Annotated in this window: 20 protein-coding genes, 1 tRNA gene and 1 pseudogene; 13 read left to right on the top strand and 9 right to left on the bottom strand. The window is 64.1% G+C overall.

The features are described from left to right. Nucleotides 1–174: 174 nt before the first annotated feature. The 3 genes and pseudogenes from ABIB66_RS43575 to ABIB66_RS19510 all read left to right on the top strand — a co-directional run bounded on the left by ABIB66_RS43575 (nucleotide 175) and on the right by ABIB66_RS19510 (nucleotide 3,971). Nucleotides 175–1,664: pseudogene (locus ABIB66_RS43575) on the top strand (DUF4153 domain-containing protein). Between the two features lie 19 nt (nucleotides 1,665–1,683). After that, nucleotides 1,684–2,388, top strand: coding sequence for a response regulator transcription factor (locus ABIB66_RS19505; protein WP_354208300.1), 705 nt, complete (start codon nucleotides 1,684–1,686; stop codon nucleotides 2,386–2,388). Further along, nucleotides 2,385–3,971, top strand: coding sequence for an ATP-binding protein (locus ABIB66_RS19510; protein ID WP_354208301.1), 1,587 nt, complete (start codon nucleotides 2,385–2,387; stop codon nucleotides 3,969–3,971). Before ABIB66_RS19505 ends, ABIB66_RS19510 begins: the two co-directional genes overlap by 4 nt. Here ABIB66_RS19510 and ABIB66_RS19515 read toward each other — a convergent pair. Beyond that, on the bottom strand, nucleotides 3,968–4,108 hold the full coding sequence (locus ABIB66_RS19515) for a hypothetical protein (RefSeq protein ID WP_007597071.1): 141 nt from the start codon (nucleotides 4,106–4,108) through the stop codon (nucleotides 3,968–3,970). The genes ABIB66_RS19510 and ABIB66_RS19515 overlap by 4 nt on opposite strands. A gap of 79 nt (nucleotides 4,109–4,187) precedes the next feature. Between ABIB66_RS19515 and ABIB66_RS19520 the strand changes: the two genes are divergently transcribed. The 4 genes from ABIB66_RS19520 to ABIB66_RS19535 all read left to right on the top strand — a co-directional run bounded on the left by ABIB66_RS19520 (nucleotide 4,188) and on the right by ABIB66_RS19535 (nucleotide 8,177). Then, nucleotides 4,188–4,760, top strand: a complete 573-nt coding sequence (locus ABIB66_RS19520) for an alpha-ketoglutarate-dependent dioxygenase AlkB (protein WP_354208302.1) — start codon at nucleotides 4,188–4,190, stop codon at nucleotides 4,758–4,760. 230 nt (nucleotides 4,761–4,990) lie between these two features. Next, on the top strand, nucleotides 4,991–5,485 hold the full coding sequence (locus ABIB66_RS19525) for a hypothetical protein (protein WP_354208303.1): 495 nt from the start codon (nucleotides 4,991–4,993) through the stop codon (nucleotides 5,483–5,485). Nucleotides 5,486–5,622: 137 nt separating this feature from the next. Further along, nucleotides 5,623–6,552, top strand: a complete 930-nt coding sequence (locus ABIB66_RS19530; protein ID WP_275171027.1) for an alpha/beta hydrolase — start codon at nucleotides 5,623–5,625, stop codon at nucleotides 6,550–6,552. 401 nt (nucleotides 6,553–6,953) lie between these two features. Then, nucleotides 6,954–8,177 carry an ABC transporter substrate-binding protein gene (locus ABIB66_RS19535; protein ID WP_354255263.1) on the top strand — a complete coding sequence of 408 codons (1,224 nt, stop codon included), beginning with the start codon at nucleotides 6,954–6,956 and terminating at the stop codon, nucleotides 8,175–8,177. A gap of 218 nt (nucleotides 8,178–8,395) precedes the next feature. On the opposite strand, the gene ABIB66_RS19540 is transcribed toward ABIB66_RS19535, so the two are convergent. Further along, a complete protein-coding gene (locus ABIB66_RS19540; RefSeq protein WP_275171023.1) occupies nucleotides 8,396–9,958 on the bottom strand; it encodes an adenylate/guanylate cyclase domain-containing protein in 1,563 nt (520 codons plus the stop codon). 178 nt (nucleotides 9,959–10,136) lie between these two features. Here ABIB66_RS19540 and ABIB66_RS19545 point away from each other — a divergent pair, with 178 nt between their 5' ends. Then, the gene (locus tag ABIB66_RS19545) at nucleotides 10,137–11,228 is read left to right on the top strand and encodes an enolase C-terminal domain-like protein (RefSeq protein WP_354208304.1); all 1,092 of its coding nucleotides are present in this window, start codon (nucleotides 10,137–10,139) and stop codon (nucleotides 11,226–11,228) included. 69 nt (nucleotides 11,229–11,297) lie between these two features. Here the strand turns inward: ABIB66_RS19545 and ABIB66_RS19550 are convergent, their stop codons facing one another. The 5 genes from ABIB66_RS19550 to cpdR form a co-directional block, all read right to left on the bottom strand. Then, on the bottom strand, nucleotides 11,298–11,720 hold the full coding sequence (locus ABIB66_RS19550) for a RidA family protein (RefSeq protein ID WP_354255245.1): 423 nt from the start codon (nucleotides 11,718–11,720) through the stop codon (nucleotides 11,298–11,300). Between the two features lie 234 nt (nucleotides 11,721–11,954). Continuing rightward, nucleotides 11,955–12,200 carry a hypothetical protein gene (locus ABIB66_RS19555; RefSeq protein ID WP_354208306.1) on the bottom strand — a complete coding sequence of 82 codons (246 nt, stop codon included), beginning with the start codon at nucleotides 12,198–12,200 and terminating at the stop codon, nucleotides 11,955–11,957. 10 nt (nucleotides 12,201–12,210) lie between these two features. Next, nucleotides 12,211–12,684 carry an L-2-amino-thiazoline-4-carboxylic acid hydrolase gene (locus ABIB66_RS19560; RefSeq protein ID WP_354208307.1) on the bottom strand — a complete coding sequence of 158 codons (474 nt, stop codon included), beginning with the start codon at nucleotides 12,682–12,684 and terminating at the stop codon, nucleotides 12,211–12,213. 226 nt (nucleotides 12,685–12,910) lie between these two features. Continuing rightward, nucleotides 12,911–12,985: transfer RNA gene (locus ABIB66_RS19565), tRNA-Val, on the bottom strand. A 74-nt stretch (nucleotides 12,986–13,059) separates the two neighbouring features. Continuing rightward, a complete protein-coding gene (gene cpdR, locus ABIB66_RS19570) occupies nucleotides 13,060–13,419 on the bottom strand; it encodes a cell cycle two-component system response regulator CpdR (RefSeq protein ID WP_007597092.1) in 360 nt (119 codons plus the stop codon). A 379-nt stretch (nucleotides 13,420–13,798) separates the two neighbouring features. Between cpdR and ABIB66_RS19575 the strand changes: the two genes are divergently transcribed. From ABIB66_RS19575 to ABIB66_RS19585, 3 genes are all read left to right on the top strand, one after another. Beyond that, entirely contained in the window at nucleotides 13,799–14,689 is an 891-nt protein-coding gene (locus ABIB66_RS19575) for an N-formylglutamate amidohydrolase (RefSeq protein WP_354208308.1), read from the top strand. Between the two features lie 539 nt (nucleotides 14,690–15,228). After that, complete coding sequence (gene hisN / locus ABIB66_RS19580) at nucleotides 15,229–16,011, top strand: histidinol-phosphatase (protein WP_275171017.1); 783 nt, start codon at nucleotides 15,229–15,231, stop codon at nucleotides 16,009–16,011. A 17-nt stretch (nucleotides 16,012–16,028) separates the two neighbouring features. Further along, nucleotides 16,029–16,994 carry a Bug family tripartite tricarboxylate transporter substrate binding protein gene (locus tag ABIB66_RS19585; protein WP_354255248.1) on the top strand — a complete coding sequence of 322 codons (966 nt, stop codon included), beginning with the start codon at nucleotides 16,029–16,031 and terminating at the stop codon, nucleotides 16,992–16,994. Nucleotides 16,995–17,002: 8 nt separating this feature from the next. Here the strand turns inward: ABIB66_RS19585 and ABIB66_RS19590 are convergent, their stop codons facing one another. Continuing rightward, nucleotides 17,003–17,893 (bottom strand): LysR substrate-binding domain-containing protein, encoded by an 891-nt coding sequence (locus ABIB66_RS19590; RefSeq protein WP_354208310.1) that lies wholly within the window; start codon nucleotides 17,891–17,893, stop codon nucleotides 17,003–17,005. 88 nt (nucleotides 17,894–17,981) lie between these two features. Here ABIB66_RS19590 and ABIB66_RS19595 point away from each other — a divergent pair, with 88 nt between their 5' ends. Continuing rightward, nucleotides 17,982–18,734 carry a sulfite exporter TauE/SafE family protein gene (locus tag ABIB66_RS19595; protein WP_354208311.1) on the top strand — a complete coding sequence of 251 codons (753 nt, stop codon included), beginning with the start codon at nucleotides 17,982–17,984 and terminating at the stop codon, nucleotides 18,732–18,734. Between the two features lie 6 nt (nucleotides 18,735–18,740). Here ABIB66_RS19595 and ABIB66_RS19600 read toward each other — a convergent pair whose 3' ends face one another. Continuing rightward, nucleotides 18,741–19,373 (bottom strand): LysE family translocator, encoded by a 633-nt coding sequence (locus ABIB66_RS19600; RefSeq protein ID WP_354208312.1) that lies wholly within the window; start codon nucleotides 19,371–19,373, stop codon nucleotides 18,741–18,743. Between the two features lie 244 nt (nucleotides 19,374–19,617). Between ABIB66_RS19600 and ABIB66_RS19605 the strand changes: the two genes are divergently transcribed. Next, the gene (locus ABIB66_RS19605; protein ID WP_354208313.1) at nucleotides 19,618–21,414 is read left to right on the top strand and encodes an adenylate/guanylate cyclase domain-containing protein; all 1,797 of its coding nucleotides are present in this window, start codon (nucleotides 19,618–19,620) and stop codon (nucleotides 21,412–21,414) included. Nucleotides 21,415–21,446: the final 32 nt, after the last annotated feature.

Below are 21,446 nucleotides of genomic sequence, written 5' to 3' on the forward strand. Positions count from 1 at the left end.
CAATGTGATGAACGCATCGCACCTATCAAAGCGATTTGCGCCGCGTAAGGACCAAAAGCGCGCCTGCACGAAATCTGCAAAAGACTCCTGAAACCGTGCAGACGACGATCTCACCTTCTGCACGAACGACGTTCAGACTTCGTGATGCCACCATTCACGAAAGGTCTTCTGGACATGACGAGCCTGGCTACGACGATAGCAGCGGACCTCCAGCCGATCAGGCCCTCCTCCATTCCTGCCAAGCTTGGTCTCGCACTGGCACTGGCCGCGGTCGCCGACTGGCTGTTCTATGGCCCACGGATCGGCCTATCGCTGACGCTCTTTGCGATCGCGACGGCTTGCGTGTCGATGCTGTTCAATCATGCGGCGCTGGACCTGCGACGCGGCATCACCGGGGCGGCCATTCTCGTCGCCGGTCTCGTGCCGGCGACAGAGGAGCTCAATGCGCTGTCCTTCCTGATCCTCGTCGCGGCGCTGCTCATGGCACTGCTGCTCGCGACCAATTCGGAGACAACGGGCTTCGCGGACCGTGCCCGGGCGATACGAAACTTTGTCCTGTTCGGGCCCTTCAGGGTCTTCCCCGAAGCGCTTCAAATCTTCAACATGTCGGCACTCACTCGGAGCATCGCACTCTGGCTTCTGCCTGCAGCGCTGAGCACTGTCTTCATAGCACTGTTCGCCGCAGCCAATCCGCTGATTGAGCAGTGGGTGTTCCTGCTCAATCCAAAGCTCATCCTCGACTATGTCAGCATCCCGCGCGTGCTGTTCTGGACCATGATGCTGTCGCTGGTCTGGCCGTTCATCCATGTGCGCTGGCGGCGCAGAAAGATTGTCACTACGACCATCGCAGATATCCCTGTGCCGCCGCCGCTGCAGTCGCAAGTCTCAGCTGAGTTCATGGGCCCGTCCACCATCCTGCGTTCGCTGATCCTGTTCAATCTGCTGTTCGCGGCACAATCCATTCTCGACGGCATCTACCTCTGGGGCCATGTCGCGCTGCCGGCCAACATGACTTATGCCGCCTATGCCCATCGCGGCGCCTACCCACTGATCGCACCGCCCTGCTCGCCGCCGCCTTCGTGCTGGTGGCGATGCGTCCGGGCGGCCCGGCGGAGAAATCGAAGATCATCCGGCCGCTGGTCTATCTCTGGGTGGGACAGAACGTCCTGCTGGTCGCCTCCTCCATCCTTCGCCTCGACCTTTACGTCGACATCTACATGCTGACCTACGGGCGCATCGCAGCGTTCATCTGGATGGGGCTGGTGGCGCTCGGGCTAATCCTGATCGTCGCCCGTATCGTGCTGGACAAGTCCAACCAATGGCTCGTCGGCGCCAATCTGATCGCGTTAACGATCGCGCTGTATGGCTGCTCGCTGGTGAACTTCGATGCCTTCATCGCCGACTATAATCTGAGCCACAGCAACGAAATGTCCGGTAAGGGCTTGAACATCGACGCCGACTATCTCCTCACACTCGGGCCGCAGGCGCTGCCTGCCCTCGACAAGGTCATCGCTCATCGCCCGGGCGACAACTGCCTTGTGTCGCGGCGCGATCGGCTTGTAGAAGTCCAGCGTCAGGATCTGGCCTGGCGGAGCTGGGGCTTCCGGAATTGGCGGCTCCAGCGCAGGCTGGACGCGCTGGCGAAAGCTCGGCCGGCGGGCTGACGAGGCAGCGGAGAGGTTCTTGGCGCATCGCATTCTCATCGTCGACGACGAAGGCCATATCCGCGAGGTCATCCGCGTCGCTTTGAAGAAAGCCGGCATGGACGTGATCGAGGCGCGCGACGGCAAGGAGGCGCTGAGCCGCTTTGCCGCCGACAAGCCTGACCTGATCGTACTCGACATCGGCATGCCCGAATTCGACGGCCTCGACGTCTGCCGCGAGGTGCGCAAGAGCTCCGACGTGCCAATCCTGTTCCTGTCGGCCCGCGACGAGGAGATCGACCGCATCCTCGGCCTCGAGATCGGCGGCGACGATTATGTGACGAAGCCTTTCAGCCCGCGCGAGCTGGTGGCGCGGGTCAACGTCATCCTGCGCCGTCTCGGTCCGCGCAATGGCGAGGCCAAGCCGGGGCCGTCGGCACTCGCGCAAGGCGGCCTGCTGATCGACCCCGAGCAGCATGTCGCGTCGTTCGCCGGCACGCCGCTAAAGCTGACTGCGATCGAGTTCGGCATCTTGCGCGCGTTCCTGACCCGGCCGACCTCCGTGTTCAATCGCGAGCAACTGATGCGGGCCGCCTACCAGCTCAACATCCAGGTCTCCGACCGCACCATCGACAGCCACATCCGCAACATCCGTGCCAAGCTCGCGTCACTGGCCTGTGACAACGTCATCGAGACCATCCACGGCGTCGGTTTCAAGCTCGGCCGCTGCGAGAAGGAGGCATGAGCGCCGCGCCCGACAAATGGCGGCCGTCGCTTACCCTCGTGATCTTCACGGTGCTGGCGACCGTCGGCGTGCTGCCGCTGGTCGGCCTGTTCTTCTTCCGCCTCTACGACAACCAGCTGATCCGCCAGACCCAGGCCGAGCTGATCGCACAGAGCCGCGTGCTCGCGACGATCTACGCGCAGGAGGTCACAACGCGGCTCGACAGCGGCCTGACGCTCGGCGCCGAGGTGCCGCCGAACGTGCTGCCTGATCCGGGCGACCAGGTCACCCCGATCCGCCCTGCGCTCGACCTCACCGCCAACGATTTGTTGCGGCGGCGGCCCGAGGCGCAAGCAGCAATCCGGCCGGCGCAGCCAGCCTATGTCGATATTGGCGCAAGACTGACGCCGATCATCCGCGAGACCCAGAAGGTGACGCTGGCAGGCTTTCGCATCCTCGATCCCCAGGGCGTGGTGATCGCCGGGCGGCAGGAGGTCGGGCAATCGCTCGCTCATATCGAGGAGGTCGCTGACGCGCTGCATGGGCAATACCGCGCCACCTTGCGCAACCGCGTGCCCGACAAGCCGCCGCCATCGATCTATTCCTTTAGCCGCGGCCTCGGCGTCCACGTGTTTTCGGCAATGCCTGTCATCGTCAACAACCGCGTTGCCGGGGTGATCTACACGACGCGGACGCCGAGCAACATCTTCGACCATCTCTACCAGGAGCGGGCCAAGTTCGTGCTGGCGGGGCTCGCCGTGATTCTCGGCACGATCGCGATTGGCCTCGTATTCTCGCGCACCATCACGCTGCCGATGCGCGAGCTGATCGATCGCGCCACCAGAATAGGCCGCGGCGACCGCGAGGCGTTCAGGCCGCTCCGACATTACGGCACCCGCGAGTTCGCGCAGCTCTCACACAGCTTCCTCGGCATGGCCGAGCAGTTGGCGCGGCGCTCGGATTATATCGCGACGTTCTCGGCCCATCTCACCCACGAGCTGAAATCGCCGCTGACCTCGATCAAGGGCGCGGCCGAGCTGTTACAGGATTCGGTTCAGGGCAAAGCAGGCAGCCTGACGCCGGCCGAGCAGGAGACGTTCATCGCCAACATCCTGTCCGACACAAAGCGGCTGGAGGCGATGGCGCAGCGGCTGCGCGAACTCGCGCGTGCCGAAAGCCTGCCGCAAAACGAGCGTACGGAACTGGCGCCCGTGATTGCCGAACTCAGGAGCCGGTTTCCGGTGAGCTCAATCAAGGCCAGCGGCGGCCTCGACCTGATGATCGGCATGTCAGCTGAGAAGGCACTGATCGTGCTGTCGCATCTCGCCGACAATGCGATGCGGCACAAGGCTGGGACAATCAGGCTGGAGGCGATCGATGAGCGTACGACCCTGCTTCTGACTGTGAGTAACGACGGCGAGCCGATCTCGGCGCCGAACCGCGACAGGATCTTCGATGCGTTCTTCACCACTCGCCGCGACCAGGGCGGCACCGGGATGGGGCTGGCGATCGCGCGCGCGGTGATGGCGAGCCATGGCGGCTCGATCAGGCTCAAGCCGACCGATCAGGGCGCGGCGTTCGAGCTCCAGTTTCCAATGGGCTAGATCGCGAACACCCACGCGGCGACGATGGTGCCGATGGTGACCAAGCCGGCGATGGTCCAGCCGGCGGCGTATTCCAGCTCAGGATGACCGGTCGCCCGCATGATCTCTGCCGGATCGGCGGTATGCTTCTCTGCCATGACAGCCTCGCACGTTACTTTCCGCGTCATATGTAAGTCGCATCAGCCACCATTAGGTTCCATCACGGAAATGCGAGGGATGACGCAGCTTGGTTTGTTCGCTGATCCGCAAGCAGCAGGGCCAGCCGGCCTTCGCTACACGGATGAATTCGTCGAGGCCGCCGTCGAGCAGGCGCTGATCGGCCGCATCGCAGCATTGCCGCTCCAGCGCTTCCAGTTCGGCGCCTTCGAGGGCAACCGCCGGGTGGCGTCCTTCGGTTATCGCTATGACTACACAGCGCAGCGGCTGGCCGAGGCCGAGCCGATCCCGGACTGGGTCCTCCCCGTCGCGCGGCAGGTCGAGGCATGGGCGGGTCTCGCCGGCGGCAGCGTGCGGCAGGTGCTCTGCACCGAATACGAGGCCGGCGTCGGCATCGGCTGGCATCGCGACAAGCCGCATTTCGACAAAATCCTCGGCCTGTCGCTGGGCTCGTCCTGCAAATTCCGCTTCCGCCGCCGTAGCGGCGACAAATGGGAGCGCCACACGCTCGAAGCCCGGCCGCGCTCGCTTTACATGATGGACGGCGAGGCGCGGTCGCAATGGGAGCACAGCATCCCGCCGGTCGAGGCGCGCCGCTATTCCATCACCTTCCGGACGATGAAGCAGTCCTGACCGGCCGGCCAAACAAAAAAACGCGAAAACAACCCCATGCACAGTAGAACGGCGTGTCGTCGCGAGGCTCGGTCCCGCGGGGTAACCGTTCGACGCGTCGGGGCAAAACAGCCGCACCGCGCAAAGGCGCAAGGCCCGGCGAACTTGCCTTCCAATTCGTGTTTACATGCTAAACTGGTTCCACGCGCCGCGCGGGAGGGAAGCCGCGATTGCAGGTCCAGGGAGGCAAGATGAAAGCCGGTCGATTGATCCTCGCCTGCGCCCTCGTCGTCGCAACCGCCTCCGGCGTCGCCGATGCCTCCGACGCGACGCCCGCAAAAGTCTCGGGCGCGACGGCGCTGGCGCTCGCAGGGGTGATCGCGCCGCTGTCCTCTGCCCTGTCCGGCGCCGAGAAGAAGGCAATGGCGATGCTGTTCGCCGCCAACAGCGACATTCCCTACAAGAAGCCGATCGTGGTGACCGCCGATCGAATCGTCTGTCGCGCCGGCAATGTCGACATCACCGTCCGGAACTGCGAAGTCACATTCGGCAAGAAGACCAGGACGGTGAACGGCTCCACGGCCAACGAGATCTTCGCCACCGAAGCACTGGCCGGGATTCCGCCCGACGGCGCCGCGGGATCGAATTTCGAGAGCCTGACCAAGCTGAGCTGCACGATCGACCCCAATGCCATCCGCCGGAAGGACGGCAGCGGGGCGGATTGCACCTTCCAGCCGGGCAATTGAACCACGCGTGGCGGACGGAGCCGGAAGAGAACCGCGGGTGCCGTGAAATCGCCTCATGACCAACTAACTAATAAGGCGAATTGAAAAGACGGGCCAAACGCGCGAGCCCATATCGGGCACGCAGGGCCGACACCGACATGAAGAATTTTCTCGCATTTTTTCTAATTCTGGGCATCACGGCAGCCTCCGCACACGGTCCCCTACCGATGCTGCCGGCCGCGCCGTCCGATCTCGTGCGGGTCGGCCTCACCGACAACGACACCGCCGCGGGCGGAACCGCGCGGCTGTGCGAGCAGGTCACCTTCTCGCGCGGCCTGCGCTACGGCGAGAGCGAAGCCAATGTGCTCGATGTTGCCACCGCCACGACCAAGGCGGATACGCCGCGGCCGGTGCTGCTGTTCGTGACCGGCGACACCTTCACCGGCGACCGCGCCGCGCCGGAGCTGTCGCGCCAGATCCAGGACCAGGCCATGTGCTTTGCCGCCCGCAACGACATGATCGGCGTGCGCGTCAACTACCGGCTGGCGCCCTCGGCGACGTGGCCGGCGGGTGCGACCGACGTGGCGGCGGCGCTGTCCTGGGTCCACGGCAATATCGACCTGTTCAACGGCGATGCCCGCGAGATCGTCGCGGTCGGCTACGGCGCCGGCGCCTTCCATGTCGCCACCCTGCTGGCCCATCCCGAACTCCAGACCGACCGCGCCGACGTCGCGGCTGTCGTGCTGGTCTCCGGGGTCTACCGCGCCGGCAAGGACGCGAGCGACAGCGAGAAGGCCTATCTCGGCAGCGACGCCAGCCAGTACAACAAGCGTTCGGTCTTCCCCGGCATCCTCAATGTCGACGTTCCGATCGTGCTGGCCTGGGCTGCGGATGATTCCGCCGGCATCACGGCGCAGGGCGAAACCCTGAAGAAGACGCTCTGCGGCGCCGGCCATTGTCCGCGTAGCGCGCTGCTGCGCAGCCGCGACGGCATAGCGAGCGCCTTCGGCCTCGACGGCTCCGGCGACAGCCTCGCCGAGCCGACCCTGCTGCTGGTGCATCAGCTCGAGGCGCGCGGTCTGCCGTAGGGGGTTGCGGACACAGCTCCTGCAAGGTCATGGCTCGGCCGGATATCACTGCACCATACCGGGTACGCATCCTTCCGCGGCCACCCGTTCATCACCGTCATCCTGAGGTGGCCGCTTCTTCGGCGGCCCTCGAAGGACGACGGCCCAACTCTCTCCGCGCGGTAGCAGCGGTGGCCGTTCATCGTTCGAGGCCCCCGGCGCGATGCTTTTCGCATCGCGCCACTCGCACCTCAGGATGACGGAGTTAGATGCACAGGGCACGTCAATACGCTTGCCGTTTCCGTTCGGGTGGCAAGAAGCGCGCCATCCGGCCATAGCTTTGACAAACGCTTGACGTAGATCAACTCCTCTTGCTGCGGAGTGAGCCGACCTCGTTGGGGGCCAACGACAAGGTGTTGAGCATGGGCGTCACCGGCAGAATGCTGTTCGTTTCGATGATCGCGTTCGCGTCGCTCGGCGCGATGTCCGAGCAACGCGCCGATCAACCCACCGCCGACAACGAAATCCGCATCGGCAATGTCATGCCGTATTCGGGACCGCTCTCGGAGTTCGGCGCTATTGGCCAGGCGGAAGCGGCCTATTTCGACATGGTCAACGCGCGCGGCGGCATCAACGGCCGCAAGATCCGCTTCATCACCCGCGACGACAATTCCGATCCGACCACCGCGCTGGAGCTGACCCGCAACCTGGTCGAGACGGACGACGTGCACTTGATGTTCGGCTCGTTCGGCACACCGGGCAATCTCGCCGCGCGCTGGTATCTGAACGCGAAGAAGATCCCGCAGCTGTTCGTCGCCTCCGGCGACGAGGAGCTGAGCCAGGCCAAGGCGTTTCCCTGGACCATGGGCTGGCAGCCGTCGTACCGGTCGGAGGGGCGCATCTACGCCAACTATCTCCAGGCCTATTATCCCAGGAAGAAGATCGTGGTGCTCTGGCAGAACGACCAGTTCGGGCGTGCGCTTCTCAAGGGCATGGAGGAAGGTCTTGGCGATCTGAACCGTCTCGTCCTCGTCGACATCGCTTTCGACATTGCCGACGAGCATCTCGACGGACACGTGTCGATCCTCAAGCGCGCCGGCGCCGATATTTTCGTCTTTCTCGGCGTGCCGTCGACGGCGTCCAAGGTGATCAAGCTGGTGGCGGCAATGAAATGGCGCCCGGTCTTCATCGTCAACGACGCCTCCGCCTCGATCGCCAACGCGATGGCGCCCGCAGGCCTGGAGAATTCGTCCGGCGTGATCTCGGCGGCCTTTCTGAAGGACCCGAGCGATCCCGCATGGAAGGACGATCCTGCCATGAAGGACTGGTTCGCCTTCATGGACAAGTACCATCACGTCGAAAGCACCAACAGCAGCGCTGCGCTCTATGGCTATGCCGCAGCCGAGGCGCTGACGCAGGTGCTGAAGCAATGCGGCGACGATTTCTCGCGCGAGAACATCATGCGTCAGGCTGCTTCGCTGAAGAATTATCAGCCGTCGGTCGCCCTGCCCGACATCAGGATGAACACCTCGCCAGCCAGCTATTTGCCGATCAGGCAGATGCGGCTGGTGCAGTTCGACGGCCGTTCCTGGCAACCCTTCGGCGAGGTAATCGAGACGGCGTTTACGGAAGGCGCGGCGCGGTGAGTTGACGTGAGGCGCGTGAGTGAAGCAACAGCGCCGCGGCTAAAACCTCTCCCGCTTGCGGGAGAGGTCGGCGCGAAGCGCCGGGTGAGGGCTCTCTCCGCTTGGGGGCTCTCCCATTGAGGAGACACCCTCTCCCCAGCCCTCTCCCGCAAGCGGGAGAGGTGGCAGACCTTCCTCGCGGCCACAACGGGGGCTCAATCAGGAAAGCCTGTTCGTCCTCACGCCGGCTTCAGCGAGGCCAGCGCGTTCTCCAGCAGCGAGCGTACCCGCGCCGCGTCGCCGGATTTCACCACCGCGGGGTCGAGATAGAGCTCCAGCCCGGGCGCACGCTCGGTGATGATCCCGCTCCTTTCAGCCGCCGCGTCGTTCAGCGCGTCGACCGAATAGGGAATCACTTCGCGGCTGATGCCCTTCATCGTGATCGCGGGCAGCGCGTGGGCGCGGACAATGTCGCTGACCAGCGCGAAGGTTTCGTAGCTCAGCACGATGCCGCCGGGCTCGGCGATCGATTGCAGGCGCGCGGCGAGGTTCGCCTCGGCACCGATGATGGTGTAGTCCATGCGGTCGCTGCTGCCGAAATTGCCGACATTGCAATAGCCGGAATTGATGCCCATGCGGGCCTTGAACGGCAACTCGATGCCAGAGGCGCGCCATTTCGCATTGAGCTCAGTGAGGCGGTGCTGCATGCGCCAGGCCATCTGGAGGCAAGCCTGCGCGTCGGCCCGGTCGCCCTTGGTCTCGGGATCGCCGAAGAAGATCAGCATGGCATCGCCGATGAACTTGTCGACGGTGCCGCCATATTCGTGGGCGACCGCCGACATCTCGGTGAAATATTCGTTGAGGAGCTGCGTCAGTAACTCCGGCTGGAGTCGCTCCGCCGTCGCGGTGAAGTTCTGGATGTCGGAGAAGAAGATGGTGAGCTTCTTGCGCTCGGTGTGGATAGTGACGTCCTTCTGGCCGGAGAAGATGCTCCGGTAGACCTGCGGCGGAATGTAGCGCGAGATCTTCATCGAGAGCGAGGCGAGGAAGTCGTTGGCGGATTCGAGTTCCTTGTTCATGCCCTTGATGCGGCTGGCCTGGCGGCGCTGCAGCGAGAGGAACGACAGGCCGCTGCCGGCGGCGATCAGAAAATAGGCCAGCAAAAACTTGAACGAGAAGATGTTGGCGGCGATCGGCTGGGCGATGATCACCTCCTGGATGCCTCTGACGTCCCCGACCTTCCAGTCCTTCTTCGGGCTCTCGGGGTGGCTGTTGTGGCAGCTAACGCAGGCCGGGCCCATCGTCACCGGAGCGATCAGCCGGACCTTGTCGTTGAACAGCGAGGTCTCGGTCTCGACGATCTTCTGCTCGGGATCGTTGCGAAGCGATTCGAGCGCATCCTTCTCGAACTTGTCGAGCTGGTGCGGGGCGCGGTTCTGGAACGGGAAGTCCGAGACGAAACGGTAGGTGATGTTTTCCTGCTGCGCCCCGATCACCCGCCCGAGTTCCAGCGACAATGTCGCCGGGATCGGGATCGCGCCGGGAACGGATTCGTAGTTGTGAGCGACCTTTGTCGAGCCATTTTGATTGGCGAGGATGCGACCGACCACGTTGGACGCGTAGTAGCTGCGCACGCTGGTAATGACCGAATTGAGATCGACGGCCTGCCGGCGCAGCCCGGTCTTGCTCAGCTCCGTCAGATCCAGCCATACGGCCAGCGGCAGGGCGAGCAGCAGGAAGACGATTGCGGCACCGGTCAGGATACCGCTCTTGCGCTGTTCTTCGGAGATCTCTTGCTTCACTCTTTGGCTCCGTGATGAGCGCTCTTGTCTTGATCTCGGGGGATTTGCGGCACAGAGCCAATAAACGCGCTCCCGCGCAACCCCATTTTATGGTGGTCGCGCCAAGCGGCTTTTCGTTTCATGGCGAATGTTTAAGATCGGCATTGACTTCCATTCACTTCGCCGGGAGATCCACCAAATGACCGAGACCATCCGTATCAAGCGCTTCAATGCGCGCGCCGTCATCGTGCCGATGAACCTCCCGCTCAAAACCTCGACCGGGGCTGTCGCAAAGGCGCCGCTGGTGCTGATCGACTGCGAGACTGACCTCGGCGCAACCGGGCACGCGTATCTGTTCTCGATCACCCCATCGGCCTTGAAGCCGCTGACGGCGATGGTCGCGGAAATGTCGGAGCTCGTCGCCGGCGACGAGCTCCTGCCGTTCGAGATCGAGCGCAAGCTGACCCAGCGCTTCACGCTCCTGGGTTTGGCCGGCCTGCAGCGGCTGGCGCAATCCGGCATCGACATGGCGGCATGGGACGCGCTGGCACGCGCTCGAAGCCTGCCGCTGGCGCGCCTGCTCGGCGGCACGCCGAAACCGGTCAGGGCCTACAATTCGAAGGGGCTCGGCATCATGCCGGCTGGTGCCGCGGTGGAGGAAGCCCACAAGCTGCTGGCCGAGGGCTTTCAGGCCGCAAAGATCCGCGTCGGCCGCCCCGATGCGCGGGAAGACCTGAAGGTGGTGCGCGCGGTGCGCAAGGCCGTCGGCGACGACGTGACGCTGATGTGCGACTACAACCAGGCGCTGACGGTCAGCGAGGCGATCCGCCGCGGCGAGATGCTCGACGATGAGGGGCTGACCTGGATCGAGGAGCCGATCCGTCACGACGATTATGAGGGCAACGCCCGTATCGCGGATGCGCTGCGCACCCCGGTCCAGATCGGCGAGAATTTTGATAGCGCGTTCGCGATGCAATCCGCGCTCTCCGCCGAGGCCTGCGACTACGTGATGCCCGACGTGCAGCGCATCGGCGGCGTCACCGGCTGGCTGCGCGCCGCCGCGCTGGCGCACGCCGCCGGGATCGAGATGTCGACGCATCTGTTCTCGGAAGTCAGCGCGCATCTGCTCTGCGTGACGCCGACCGCACATTGGCTGGAATATGTCGATTGGGCCGATGCGGTGCTCGCGACCCGTTTGCAGATCAAGAACGGCTTTGCGCTGCCGACCGAGGAGCCCGGCAACGGGATCGCGTGGGACGAGGTGGCGGTGAAGAAGTATCTGGTCGAATAGGCCGCGTTTCGTCGCGACGCATCAAAGTGCGGACGTCGGAGCCTGACGATCGCCGAGCGACATGCCGTCCTACGACCGAACAGCGGCAATCATACTCAGCTCGACCGGTGCGCCCCGCGGCAACTCGGCCACGCCGACGGATGTACGCGTGTGACGACCGCGATCACCTAGGCGCTCGATCAGCCGGTCGGAGGCGCCGTTCATGACTTGCGATTGCTGCGTAAATCCAGGCGCCGAGGCGATGTATCCGACGAGCTGCAAGACCTGGGCGATCTTGTCCTCTCCGCCTGCTGCGTGGTTGATGGCCGAAATGCAGAGATCAGCGCAGAGTGCAGCGGCCTCCTGTGCGGCGGCGACATCGACACCTGCGCCGACTTTGCCTGAGTACAGCAGGTCTTCGCCGCGACGCGGCAGCTGACCACTGACATACGCAATTCCACTATGGATGATCACCGGCAAGTAGTTGCCGCCGGGCTTGTTCACGCTACTCATTTCGGTAACCTGCCTTCTTTCCACGTCCCGCTAAGCGATAGAGTTTCGCCGAATGCCAGGTTCGTCGCCGCGGTGAAGGATCGGACAATGGCAGGCGGCGAGTCACGGATCAAGGCTGCGCAGCTTCGCAGTAGGCGGCGGTGCGGATTCAGCCCGACAAGATACGCTCCCGCGAGGTCATGGAAGGACCTGCTACGCGGGCCGAAGAAGGCGTCCCCCTGAGAGGTGCCCGCGCTACCACGTCTCCGCGCCGGGGATTTTCTTGCGCACCGCCCGGCGCTGGATCCAGATGCAGCGACGCACGGATCTGTTGGAGCGGCCGACCGCGGATATTCCTTGGCCGGCCTGCAGCAGTGGCGCCACGTTTTCGCGTAGCGCGCGGCAGCGCTGGAGCTCGGCCTGCCAGTCGATGGTCGCGGCATCAGCGCGCGACGTAATCAGCGCCAGCGCGGCCACCGCAAGACAGCCCACCCGCATCATCTGGAGTTCCTCACTGTGACCCCTCTCCATCGCGCCGGTAGCGGAAGTCGCAATGACCGGCTCCCTGCATGATCGTTTGCGTCCGCGTGAGCTTGATGTCGGAGCCGAAACCTTCCGCGGTCGCGAAGTCGGCGGTGCAGATCAGGAGAAAGCCGAGTTCGGGCTCGCCGAGCGCCTTGTAGAACTCGGCATAGGCGCAGCGCGTGACGTCAAACGCGAATGAATCCTGCGACTGTTCGATGACTTCATAGGCGAGCGCATCGTCGCGGGCGTAGGTTTTGAATGCCGACGAAACCGCCTTGCCGAGATCGCTCTCGTTCTTGGCTTTCCAGAATTCCTCACCGAAACCGCGATAGAGATTGCCGAGCGCCTTGCGCACCAGCGCGTTGGCGCGCACCTCGCCGAGCTCGGCCTGAAGCGCCTTGACGAGGGGCACGAGCACCTGCGCCTGGATCTTTGCTTGCTCGATGACGGAAATGCTCATGGGCGGCCCCGCGTCCGAGACGACGGTAGCACATCAGTGTTGCTATAGGAGATTGTGGCTTGCCGGACCGAGGTCTCGACGAAAAGTCCGTGTACGCTCTTCGAGCTACGCCGGACACGCTTCTCAACGAGATTGGTGGCTTGCCTGGCCGTAGCTCGCGGCGGCAGCCCGCCTGCGCCCTTTGGGCTTCGGCGTGGCATCCTTCTCTCGCTTCGCGAGCGAAGGATGGTGGGCGCGACAGGGATCGAACCTGTGACCCCTACCATGTCAAGGTAGTGCTCTCCCGCTGAGCTACGCGCCCTAGATGTCGTCTAGATCGGGTCGGGTCCCTATAACGGCTCAGGGGAGCCGGTGCAAGGACGGAAGGGGGCCGATTTAGGCCGCCAGCATCTTGTTCACTTCGCTGACCAATTCGCGCAAATGCACGGGCTTGGACAGCACCTTGGCGTTCTTGGGGGCGTCCGAATCCGAGTTCAGGGCGACCGCGGCAAAGCCGGTGATGAACATGATCTTGATGTCGGGGTCGAGTTCCGAGGCCCGGCGGGCGAGCTCGATGCCGTCCATCTCCGGCATCACGATGTCGGTGAGGAGCATCTCGAACGGCTCTTCCCGCAGCCGCTGATAGGCGGCCATGCCGTTATCATGGGACGAGACCTGAAAACCGGCGTTTTCCAGCGCCTTGACCAGGAAACGGCGCATGTCGTTGTCGTCTTCGGCGAGCAGGATCTTTGGCATGGCGGAAAGTCGAATCCCCAGAGGATATCAGCAGAGGTCACTAAGCCCGACGGAGGGTAAATTTGGGGTGAAAATCTTTACCCTCCGCAGCTCGCGCTGCCGGACTCTTGTGAACCGGAATACGGTACGAAGCAATCGAGCCGGACCTGCCGGTCCCCACCTCGCTGCCCGCAGGGTTAAGACATGTTCCAGAGCAGATCTCATCTTTTCGCTTGGCAGGATGGTTGCGATTCCGGACAATGACGACACATAAGAGCCGCCCGATCGGCCGAATCAATGTGTTGAGGCCTGTGCCGGGCTTGTTGGATCGTGCGGCGCCGAGGGCGAAGCCTGATTACCAAGGGACGAAGCCTGACACCAAGGGACGAAGCCTGAGAAGATGACCCGGTTTGACGGCGACAAGTCGCCAGCCTTCGAGATCGTTGAGCCCGCGCAATGGCGCGCGCCGCTTATCTTCAACTCGCCCCATTCCGGCTCGACCTATCCGGACGAATTCCTCAGCGCCTCCAGGATCGACCTGCCGACGCTGCGGCGTTCCGAAGATTCCTTCATGGACGAGCTAATCGGCCATCTCAGCGAGCGCGGCTTTCCGACCGTGCGGGTCAACTTTCCGCGCTCCTATGTCGACGTCAATCGTGAGCCCTATGAGCTCGATCCCCGGATGTTCACCGGGCGCCTGCCGAGCTTTGCCAACACCCGCTCGATGCGGGTGGCGGGCGGGCTCGGCACCATTCCGCGCGTGGTCGGCGACGGCCAGGAGATCTATCGCGAACGTATCCTGGTCGACGATGCGCTGGGACGGATCGAGACGCTGTACAAGCCCTATCATCGCGCGCTGCGCCGGCTGATCAACAAGGTGCACCAGATGTTCGGCACCGTCGTGCTGGTCGACTGCCATTCGATGCCCTCGGTCGGCGTCTCCCGCGACGAGCCGCGCCGGCCCGACATCGTGATCGGCGACCGCTACGGCACCAGCTGCACGCCGCTATTGCCCGACCGGGTCGAGGAGACCATGGCCGGGCTCGGCTATTCGATCGGCCGTAACAAGCCCTATGCCGGCGGCTTCATCACCGAGCATTACGGCAACCCGGCCAGCGGCCTGCATGCCGTGCAGCTCGAGCTCAACCGCGCGATCTACATGGACGAGCGGCGGCGCGAGCGCAGCCCGCGCTTTGCGCAAGTGGCGTCGGACTTCGGCGTGCTCGCCGACGTGCTGGCGACCACGGTCCCGTTCGGCGATCTCGGCCCGTTCCAAGCCGCAGCGGAATAGGCGCGACGTTTTCTTCGAACAGATTGTGTTGGGTGCGATCAGCGCGAGCGCGTTTCGCGGCGCGCATTGAAATGAAAGCCGACGCTGAAAGACATTAGAGGCTGAAAGAAAAAAGGGCCGCTTCTAATGAAGAAGCGGCCCAAGTCTAGGGAGGAAACGCCCAAGGAGGGCAGCAGTAACGCGAGAAGCGCTACCGCACCGCAACAATATGCGGCCGCGACGCACAAAGTGCAAGGGCTTTCGAGCGGTTTCCCATGCAATGAGGACATAGCTCGGTTGCTTCCAGAGAAACCCAGATTCAGTTCCTTTGATAAGGAAATTCAATGGGTTGATAGTCATTTGCATACGAACGAGGCAGATCCGGAACTAAGGTTTCAACTCAATGATCGATATTTGCCCAGCGGGTGGTCTTTGACGAGGCGAACGCTTCCCGCATCCAAAATACCAGGGTGCAAAAGCAAGACAGCGCTGCACGATCCTTCCGATTTGAGCTAGGCAGGAGCGAGCTTCACCCGACTTTCGCTTTTTGAGGATACGCCGTGACGGTGATCGATTTCTCCGCCTTCATCGGACGGCTCGCCACCGCCTCCGGCGAAACCATCCTGCCGTTCTTCCGCACCTCGCTGTCGATCGAGGACAAGAGCAAGACCAAAGATTTCGACCCCGTGACCGAGGCCGACCGCGCCGCGGAGGCGGTGATGCGGCGTCTGATCAAGGCCAACTTTCCCCAGCACGGCATTGTCGGCGAGGAATTCGGCAACGAGCGCGAGGATTCGGACTACGTCTGGGTGCTCGATCCCATCGACGGCACCAAATCCTTCATCGGCGGCTTTCCGATCTGGGGCACGCTGATCGCGCTCCTGCACAAGGGCACGCCGGTATACGGCATGATGCACCAGCCCTTCATCGGCGAACGCTTTTCCGGCGACAGCGGCTCAGCTCATTATAAAGGCCCCTCCGGCGAGCGCCGGCTCCAGGTCCGGCGCTGTACTTCGCTGTCGGAGGCGACGACCTACACCACCAGCCCGCTGCTGATGAACGAGCGCGACCGCGCCATCTTCGGCCGCATCGAGAAGGGCGCGCGGCTGTCGCGCTATGGCGGCGACTGCTACTCCTATTGCATGCTGGCGGCGGGTCACGTCGATCTCGTGGTCGAGACCGAGCTGAAGCCTTACGACATCGCAGCCCTGATCCCGATCGTGACCGGCGCCGGCGGCGTCGTCACCACCTGGGAAGGCAAGCCGGCGCAGGGCGGCGGCCGCATCATCGCAGCCGGCGACGCCAGGGTTCACGAAGAAGCACTGAAACTGCTCAACGGATAAGCGATACAGGAGCCTGCATGACCAACCCGCGCACGCTCCTTCTCGCGGCGTTGCTTCTGTTTCCGACGCTCGCCTCCGCCCAGAATTTCCCGACCAAGCCAATCAAGCTGATCGTGCCGTTCCCGGCTGGCGGCCCCAACGACATCATCGCGCGAGTGATCGGCCAGCGCATGTCGGAGCTATCAGGGCAGCCGGTGCTGATCGACAATCGCGGCGGCCAGGGCGGCGTGCTCGGGACCGATGCCGTCTCCAAGGCTGCACCTGACGGCTACACCATCGCGATCTCCAGCGCTGGCGCGCTGGCGATCAGCCCGAGCATGGAGCGGGTCGCCTACGATACGCTGAACGACCTCACGCCGGTGACTCTGGTTGCGACCGTGCCGGAAATGCTCGTTGTCGCCACCAACATCCCAGCAAAGGACATCGCGGAATTGACCGCGCTCGCCAAGGCGCAGCCGGGAAAACTCAACTTCGCCTCCTCCGGACCCGGCAGCCTGCCGCATCTCGCCGGTGAATTGTTCAAGCTGACGGCGAAGATCGACATCGTGCACGTGCCCTATCGCGGCGCGGCGCCGGCCGTGAACGATCTGCTGGGCCAGCAGGTGCAGATGACGTTTCTGGATCTCCCCGTGCTGCTGCCGCAGGTCAAGGCGGGCGCCCTGCGACCGATCGCGGTCGGCTCGGCCGAGCGCTCGCCGACGGCGCCTGACGTGCCGACCACGGCCGAAGCCGGCTTTCCTGATCTCCGCATCGAGAACTGGTATGGCATGGTCGCGCCAAAGGGCACGCCGAAGGAGATCGTCACCGCGCTGCATGATCTGGCCACGAAGGCGATGGCGGATACTGCGGTGAAGGAAAAGCTCGCCGCCCAGGGCGCAACCCTGGTCGGCGATGAACCGGAGCATTTTCGCACATTCATCGCGGACGAGATGAAGAAATGGGCGAAGGTGATCAAGGACCCAGGCGTGGAGACTGCGAAGTAGCGCAGAACTCACACAGCCGCAGCCCGCAGATGCTCCACCAGCATCTTGGCCGGGCGCGGCAGCGTCTTGAAGCTTCGCGCGCAGATCACGAGTTTGCGGTTGGCCCAGCTATCGCGCAGGCGGACCATGGCGAGCGGCATCAGCTTTGCGCAGCGGCGGGCGGCAGCTTCGGGCACCAGCGCGACGCCGACATCGGCGGCGACCATCTGGCAGATCGCATCGAAGTCGCGCAGGCGCGCGCGGTAATGCGGCCGCATGCCGAGCCGCGCCGCGTGCTTCGAAATATGCACCTGAAGCGCGGTGGCGCTGGTGAGCCCGACGAAGTCGCAAGCGCCCGCCTCCTGGAAATCGATCGCGCGGCGGCCGGCGAACGGGCCGCGCCTAGACGTCACCAGCGTCAGGCGATCCTCGCTGAAGGCGAAGCGCTCGATATGATCGGGCAGCGCGTGCTCGGCGGCGAATCCGAGATCGGCCGCGCCCGCAGTGATCGCGGCCGCGATGTCGGTGCTCTCGCGCTCCTCGATGTCGATGGCGACGTCGCGGTGCTCGCGCAGGAAGCCGGCGAGCGCCTTCGGCAGATGCTCCGAAAGGCCGGAGGTATTGGCGAGGAAGTGCACGCTCGCGCGCACGCCACTGGCAAAGCCAGCGAGATCGCCGCGCAGGGCGCCGATCTGGTGAATGACGAGACGGGCGTGATCGAGCAGGCTCTCGCCGGCCGAGGTCAACTCAACGCCGCGGCGCCCGCGCTTGAGCAGCGCGACGCCGAGCGCATCCTCCAGCCCTTTGATGCGCGCGCTGGCCGAGGCCAGGGCCAGATGCGACCGCTCCGCGCCGCGGGTGATACTGCGCTGGTCGGCGACCGCGATGAACAGTTGGAGGTCGACGAGGTCGAAGCGCATCCGGGTCCCTTCAGCCTTCGCTCCGAACGAAGGCTATCTCCGTAACCTACAGATTGTGCCGACGCGCGGCATCGGTCAATGTGCAGATATGATCGACCCGCTCCTCATTCTCATCGCCGCCGTTTTCCTGCTCGCCGGATTCGTCAAGGGCGTGGTCGGGCTCGGCCTGCCGACGGTTTCCATGGGCCTGCTCGCGGTGAGCATGGCGCCCAGCCGCGCGATCGCCATCGTGATCGTGCCCGCCATCGTCACCAACATCTGGCAGACTTTCGTCGGCCCCCATTTGCGCGACATCCTGAGGCGGCTGTGGCCGCTGATGATCGGCACCGTGATCGGGTGCTGGCTCAATGCCGGTGCGCTCACTGGCCCGCATGCGCGCTACGGCACGATCGTGCTCGGTATCCTGCTCGTCATCTACGCGATCATCGGGCTGAAAAAATTCCAGTTTCACGTCGCGCCAAAGAACGAGAAATGGGTTGGCGGCGTGGTCGGCGCGGTCACCGGCGTGATCTCGGCCTCGACCGGCGTGCAGGTGATCCCCTCGATGCCGTTCATGCAGGCGATCGGCATGGAGAAGGACGAGCTGGTGCAGGCGCTCGGCGTGTTCTTCACGACAGCGACACTGGCGCTCGCCTTCAACCTCACCGCGGGCGGATTGCTGACGCCGGCCAATGCAGTGCCGGGCGCTGTGGGCATGGCTTGCGCGTTTGCCGGCATGTACATCGGCCAAACGGTGCGGGCGCGGATGCCGGCGGAAGCGTTTCGCCGCTGGTTCCTGATCGCCATGATCCTGCTCGGCCTCTATCTCGCCGGCAGCGCGCTGCTGAAGGAATTCGCGTAAAAGAAGTTACCGCGTCTCCAGCATGGCGACGCGGACGCCGAGATAGACGAAGAGGCCGCCGAGGACACGGTTGACCCAGGCGACCGCGCCTTCGGAGCTCCGCAAGCGGTGGGCGGCCTTTGCCGCGAACGCCGCCAGCACCAGGCACCACAGCGTTCCCGTGCAGATGAAGATCAGACCGAGCGTCAGGAAGGCGAGCGGCTTGTGCGCCGAGTCGGCTGCGACGAATTGCGGCAGGAAGGCCAGGAAGAACAGCGCGACCTTGGGATTGAGCGCGTTGGTGAACACGCCCTGGAGGAAAACCCGCCGCAGCGAGCTGTGCACCGGCTCGTCGATGGCTGAGGCCAGCACCGGGCGCGACCACAGCATCTGAAGCCCGGTCACGACGAGATAGGCCGCGCCGACCAGCTTCAGGATCGAGAACGCGGTCGACGAAGCCATCAGCAGGGCCGAAAGGCCGATCGCGGCGCCCGCGACGTGGAAAAAGCAGCCGCAACTGATGCCCAGCGCCGCCGCGGCGCCACCTCGCCAGCCCAGCTGCATGCTGCGGCCGATCACATAGACCGTATCTGGCCCCGGCGTGATGTTGAGCAGCACGCCCGACAGGACGAAAAGCCAGATTTCGTGAATGCCCAGCATGTGTGACGTGCCTCCGCCGCCCAATCGTCGCCCCCAGAGCTCGGCTTAGTGGGTTCGCTCGTCGCCGTCCACCGCCGGGATTGCCGAGGATTTACCTCGAATTTGCAATGCGGATCATACTTTCGCTCGGCCTCATCTGCTCTATAAGGAATGCTTCTTGAATGCGGGGATTCGAGGCGACTGCCACGCCGTGGCCGGTCCTCGGTCTCTTCCAAGTCTCTTGCAAGTCTCTTGGAGCTCCGGAATGGAAAGACGTCTGGCTGCCATTGTCTGCGCCGATGTCGCCGGCTATTCGCGCATGATGGGCACCGACGAGGCCGGCACCCATGCCGCCTTCAAGGCCCATCGCAGCGCGATCCACCCCATCATCCTCAATCACGGCGGCCGCGTCGTCAAAAACACCGGCGACGGCTTCCTGCTGGAGTTCCCTTCGATCGTCGGCGCCACCGAGGCCGCGATCGCGATGCAGACGCTGATGGCGGAGCGCAATCACCATCTGCCCGCCGATCGCGCCATGCAGTTTCGCCTCGGCATCCATATGGGTGACGTCATCGCCGACGAGGACGAGGTCTTCGGTGACGATGTCAACATTGCCGTCCGCCTCGAAGCCGTGGCGAGCCCCGGCGGCTTCGCCATCTCGGCCAAGGCCTACAAGGAGGCCAGCAAGCATCTCACCGTGCCGCTGGTCGATGCCGGCAACCACCGCTTCAAGAACATCAAGGATCCGATCGGGGTCTGGACCTGGACGCCTGAGGGTGCACCGGCGCTTGCGCCCGCGCTGAGGGAGGCATCCGCCCTCTCGCAGCAGTATCGCACCGCGATCGTCGGCGTGCTGCCTTTCGCCAATCTCAGCGACGCACAGGACGAGTATTTCTCCGACGGCCTGACCGAGGATCTGATCCACGCGCTGTCGCTGCAATCCTTCTATCGCGTGCTGAGCCGCAACTCGACCTTCGCCTTCAAGGGCAACAACGTCAGCACCCGCCTGATCGCGCGGGAGATCGACGCTAGCTATCTGATCCAGGGTTCGGTGCGGCGTGCCGGAGCCAAGATCCGCGTCACCGCCGAGCTGATAGCGCCGGAGACCGGCGAGCAGCTCTGGACAGGCCGCTACGACCGCGACATTGGCGATCTCTTCGCGATGCAGGACGAGATCACCACCAACCTGTCCGCCGCCATCGCTACCGAGATCGTCCGGGCCGAGGCCTCGGCGCCGGCGCGGCTCTCGACCGACGTCACCGCCTGGGACCGCTTCCTCAAAGGGCTGTCGCACTATTATCGGCAAACCAAAGAAGACCTGGCCATCGCCGTCGACCTGTTCCGGGAGGCCATCAGGCTCGAGCCCAAGCTGTCGATTGCGCATGCCTATCTCGCCACGATCCAGATCCAGAGCATCCAGTTCGGCTGGGTCAAGGGCACGCGCGAGATGTGGGCCGAAGCGATGAAGCTTGCCGAAACCAGTGTCCGGCTCGACCCACGCTCGTCATTTGCGTTCTCGATTCTGTCCTGGACCCACGCGCTGGAGGGCCATTACGAGGCCGCGATGGACGCCGCCAAGCGCGCCGTCGCGCTCAACCCCTACGACAACGGCGCGCGCGGCGTGCTCGGCATCTGCCATTTCGCCATCGGCGAGCACCGCGAGGCGATCGAGCTGTTCTCGATGGCCGCACAGCGCGACAACAGCGATCCGCGCTACCAATGGGCCGCACTGAACGCCTTCAGCCATTATCTGCTGGGCCAATATGACGCGACCCTGTCATGGGCTCGAGAACAGCTCTACATCAACCCGAACCATTTGCAGGCGCTGGCGATCCGCGCCGCGGCGCTGGCGCAATTGGGGCGGGCCGACGAGGCGGTCGAGGCGACCCGCGTGCTCATGGGTAACTACCCGACTCTCAATGTCGACCGCCATTTGCGCAATTTCCACTGGAAGCGGCCCGAGGACCTCGCCCATTACCGCGCCGGACTCTTGAATGCGGGCGTGCCGCTCGGCAAACTGACCCTGGTCTCGAGCGACGTCAAACGCATCGCCGAATCCTGAGGGCCAGCCGCGGCCACGCGGCAATGTCCCCT

Origin of the sequence: Bradyrhizobium sp. F1.13.3 (assembly GCF_040548265.1) — a bacterium.
Lineage (GTDB): Bacteria > Pseudomonadota > Alphaproteobacteria > Rhizobiales > Xanthobacteraceae > Bradyrhizobium.

Excerpts from the sequence above, each read along its gene's own strand:
- ABIB66_RS19560 (WP_354208307.1), bottom strand. The coding sequence starts at position 12,684 with ATGAGCATTTCCGTCATCGAGCAAGCAAAGATCCAGGCGCAGGTGCTC.
- ABIB66_RS19515 (WP_007597071.1), bottom strand. The coding sequence starts at position 4,108 with ATGGCAGAGAAGCATACCGCCGATCCGGCAGAGATCATGCGGGCGACC.
- ABIB66_RS19545 (WP_354208304.1), top strand. The coding sequence starts at position 10,137 with ATGACCGAGACCATCCGTATCAAGCGCTTCAATGCGCGCGCCGTCATC.
- ABIB66_RS19605 (WP_354208313.1), top strand. The coding sequence starts at position 19,618 with ATGGAAAGACGTCTGGCTGCCATTGTCTGCGCCGATGTCGCCGGCTAT.
- ABIB66_RS19520 (WP_354208302.1), top strand. The coding sequence starts at position 4,188 with ATGACGCAGCTTGGTTTGTTCGCTGATCCGCAAGCAGCAGGGCCAGCC.
- ABIB66_RS19600 (WP_354208312.1), bottom strand. The coding sequence starts at position 19,373 with ATGCTGGGCATTCACGAAATCTGGCTTTTCGTCCTGTCGGGCGTGCTG.
- ABIB66_RS19595 (WP_354208311.1), top strand. The coding sequence starts at position 17,982 with ATGATCGACCCGCTCCTCATTCTCATCGCCGCCGTTTTCCTGCTCGCC.
- ABIB66_RS19550 (WP_354255245.1), bottom strand. The coding sequence starts at position 11,720 with ATGAGTAGCGTGAACAAGCCCGGCGGCAACTACTTGCCGGTGATCATC.
- ABIB66_RS19530 (WP_275171027.1), top strand. The coding sequence starts at position 5,623 with ATGAAGAATTTTCTCGCATTTTTTCTAATTCTGGGCATCACGGCAGCC.
- ABIB66_RS19590 (WP_354208310.1), bottom strand. The coding sequence starts at position 17,893 with ATGCGCTTCGACCTCGTCGACCTCCAACTGTTCATCGCGGTCGCCGAC.
- ABIB66_RS19510 (WP_354208301.1), top strand. The coding sequence starts at position 2,385 with ATGAGCGCCGCGCCCGACAAATGGCGGCCGTCGCTTACCCTCGTGATC.
- ABIB66_RS19585 (WP_354255248.1), top strand. The coding sequence starts at position 16,029 with ATGACCAACCCGCGCACGCTCCTTCTCGCGGCGTTGCTTCTGTTTCCG.
- ABIB66_RS19555 (WP_354208306.1), bottom strand. The coding sequence starts at position 12,200 with ATGATGCGGGTGGGCTGTCTTGCGGTGGCCGCGCTGGCGCTGATTACG.
- ABIB66_RS19575 (WP_354208308.1), top strand. The coding sequence starts at position 13,799 with ATGACCCGGTTTGACGGCGACAAGTCGCCAGCCTTCGAGATCGTTGAG.
- cpdR (WP_007597092.1), bottom strand. The coding sequence starts at position 13,419 with ATGCCAAAGATCCTGCTCGCCGAAGACGACAACGACATGCGCCGTTTC.
- ABIB66_RS19525 (WP_354208303.1), top strand. The coding sequence starts at position 4,991 with ATGAAAGCCGGTCGATTGATCCTCGCCTGCGCCCTCGTCGTCGCAACC.
- ABIB66_RS19535 (WP_354255263.1), top strand. The coding sequence starts at position 6,954 with ATGGGCGTCACCGGCAGAATGCTGTTCGTTTCGATGATCGCGTTCGCG.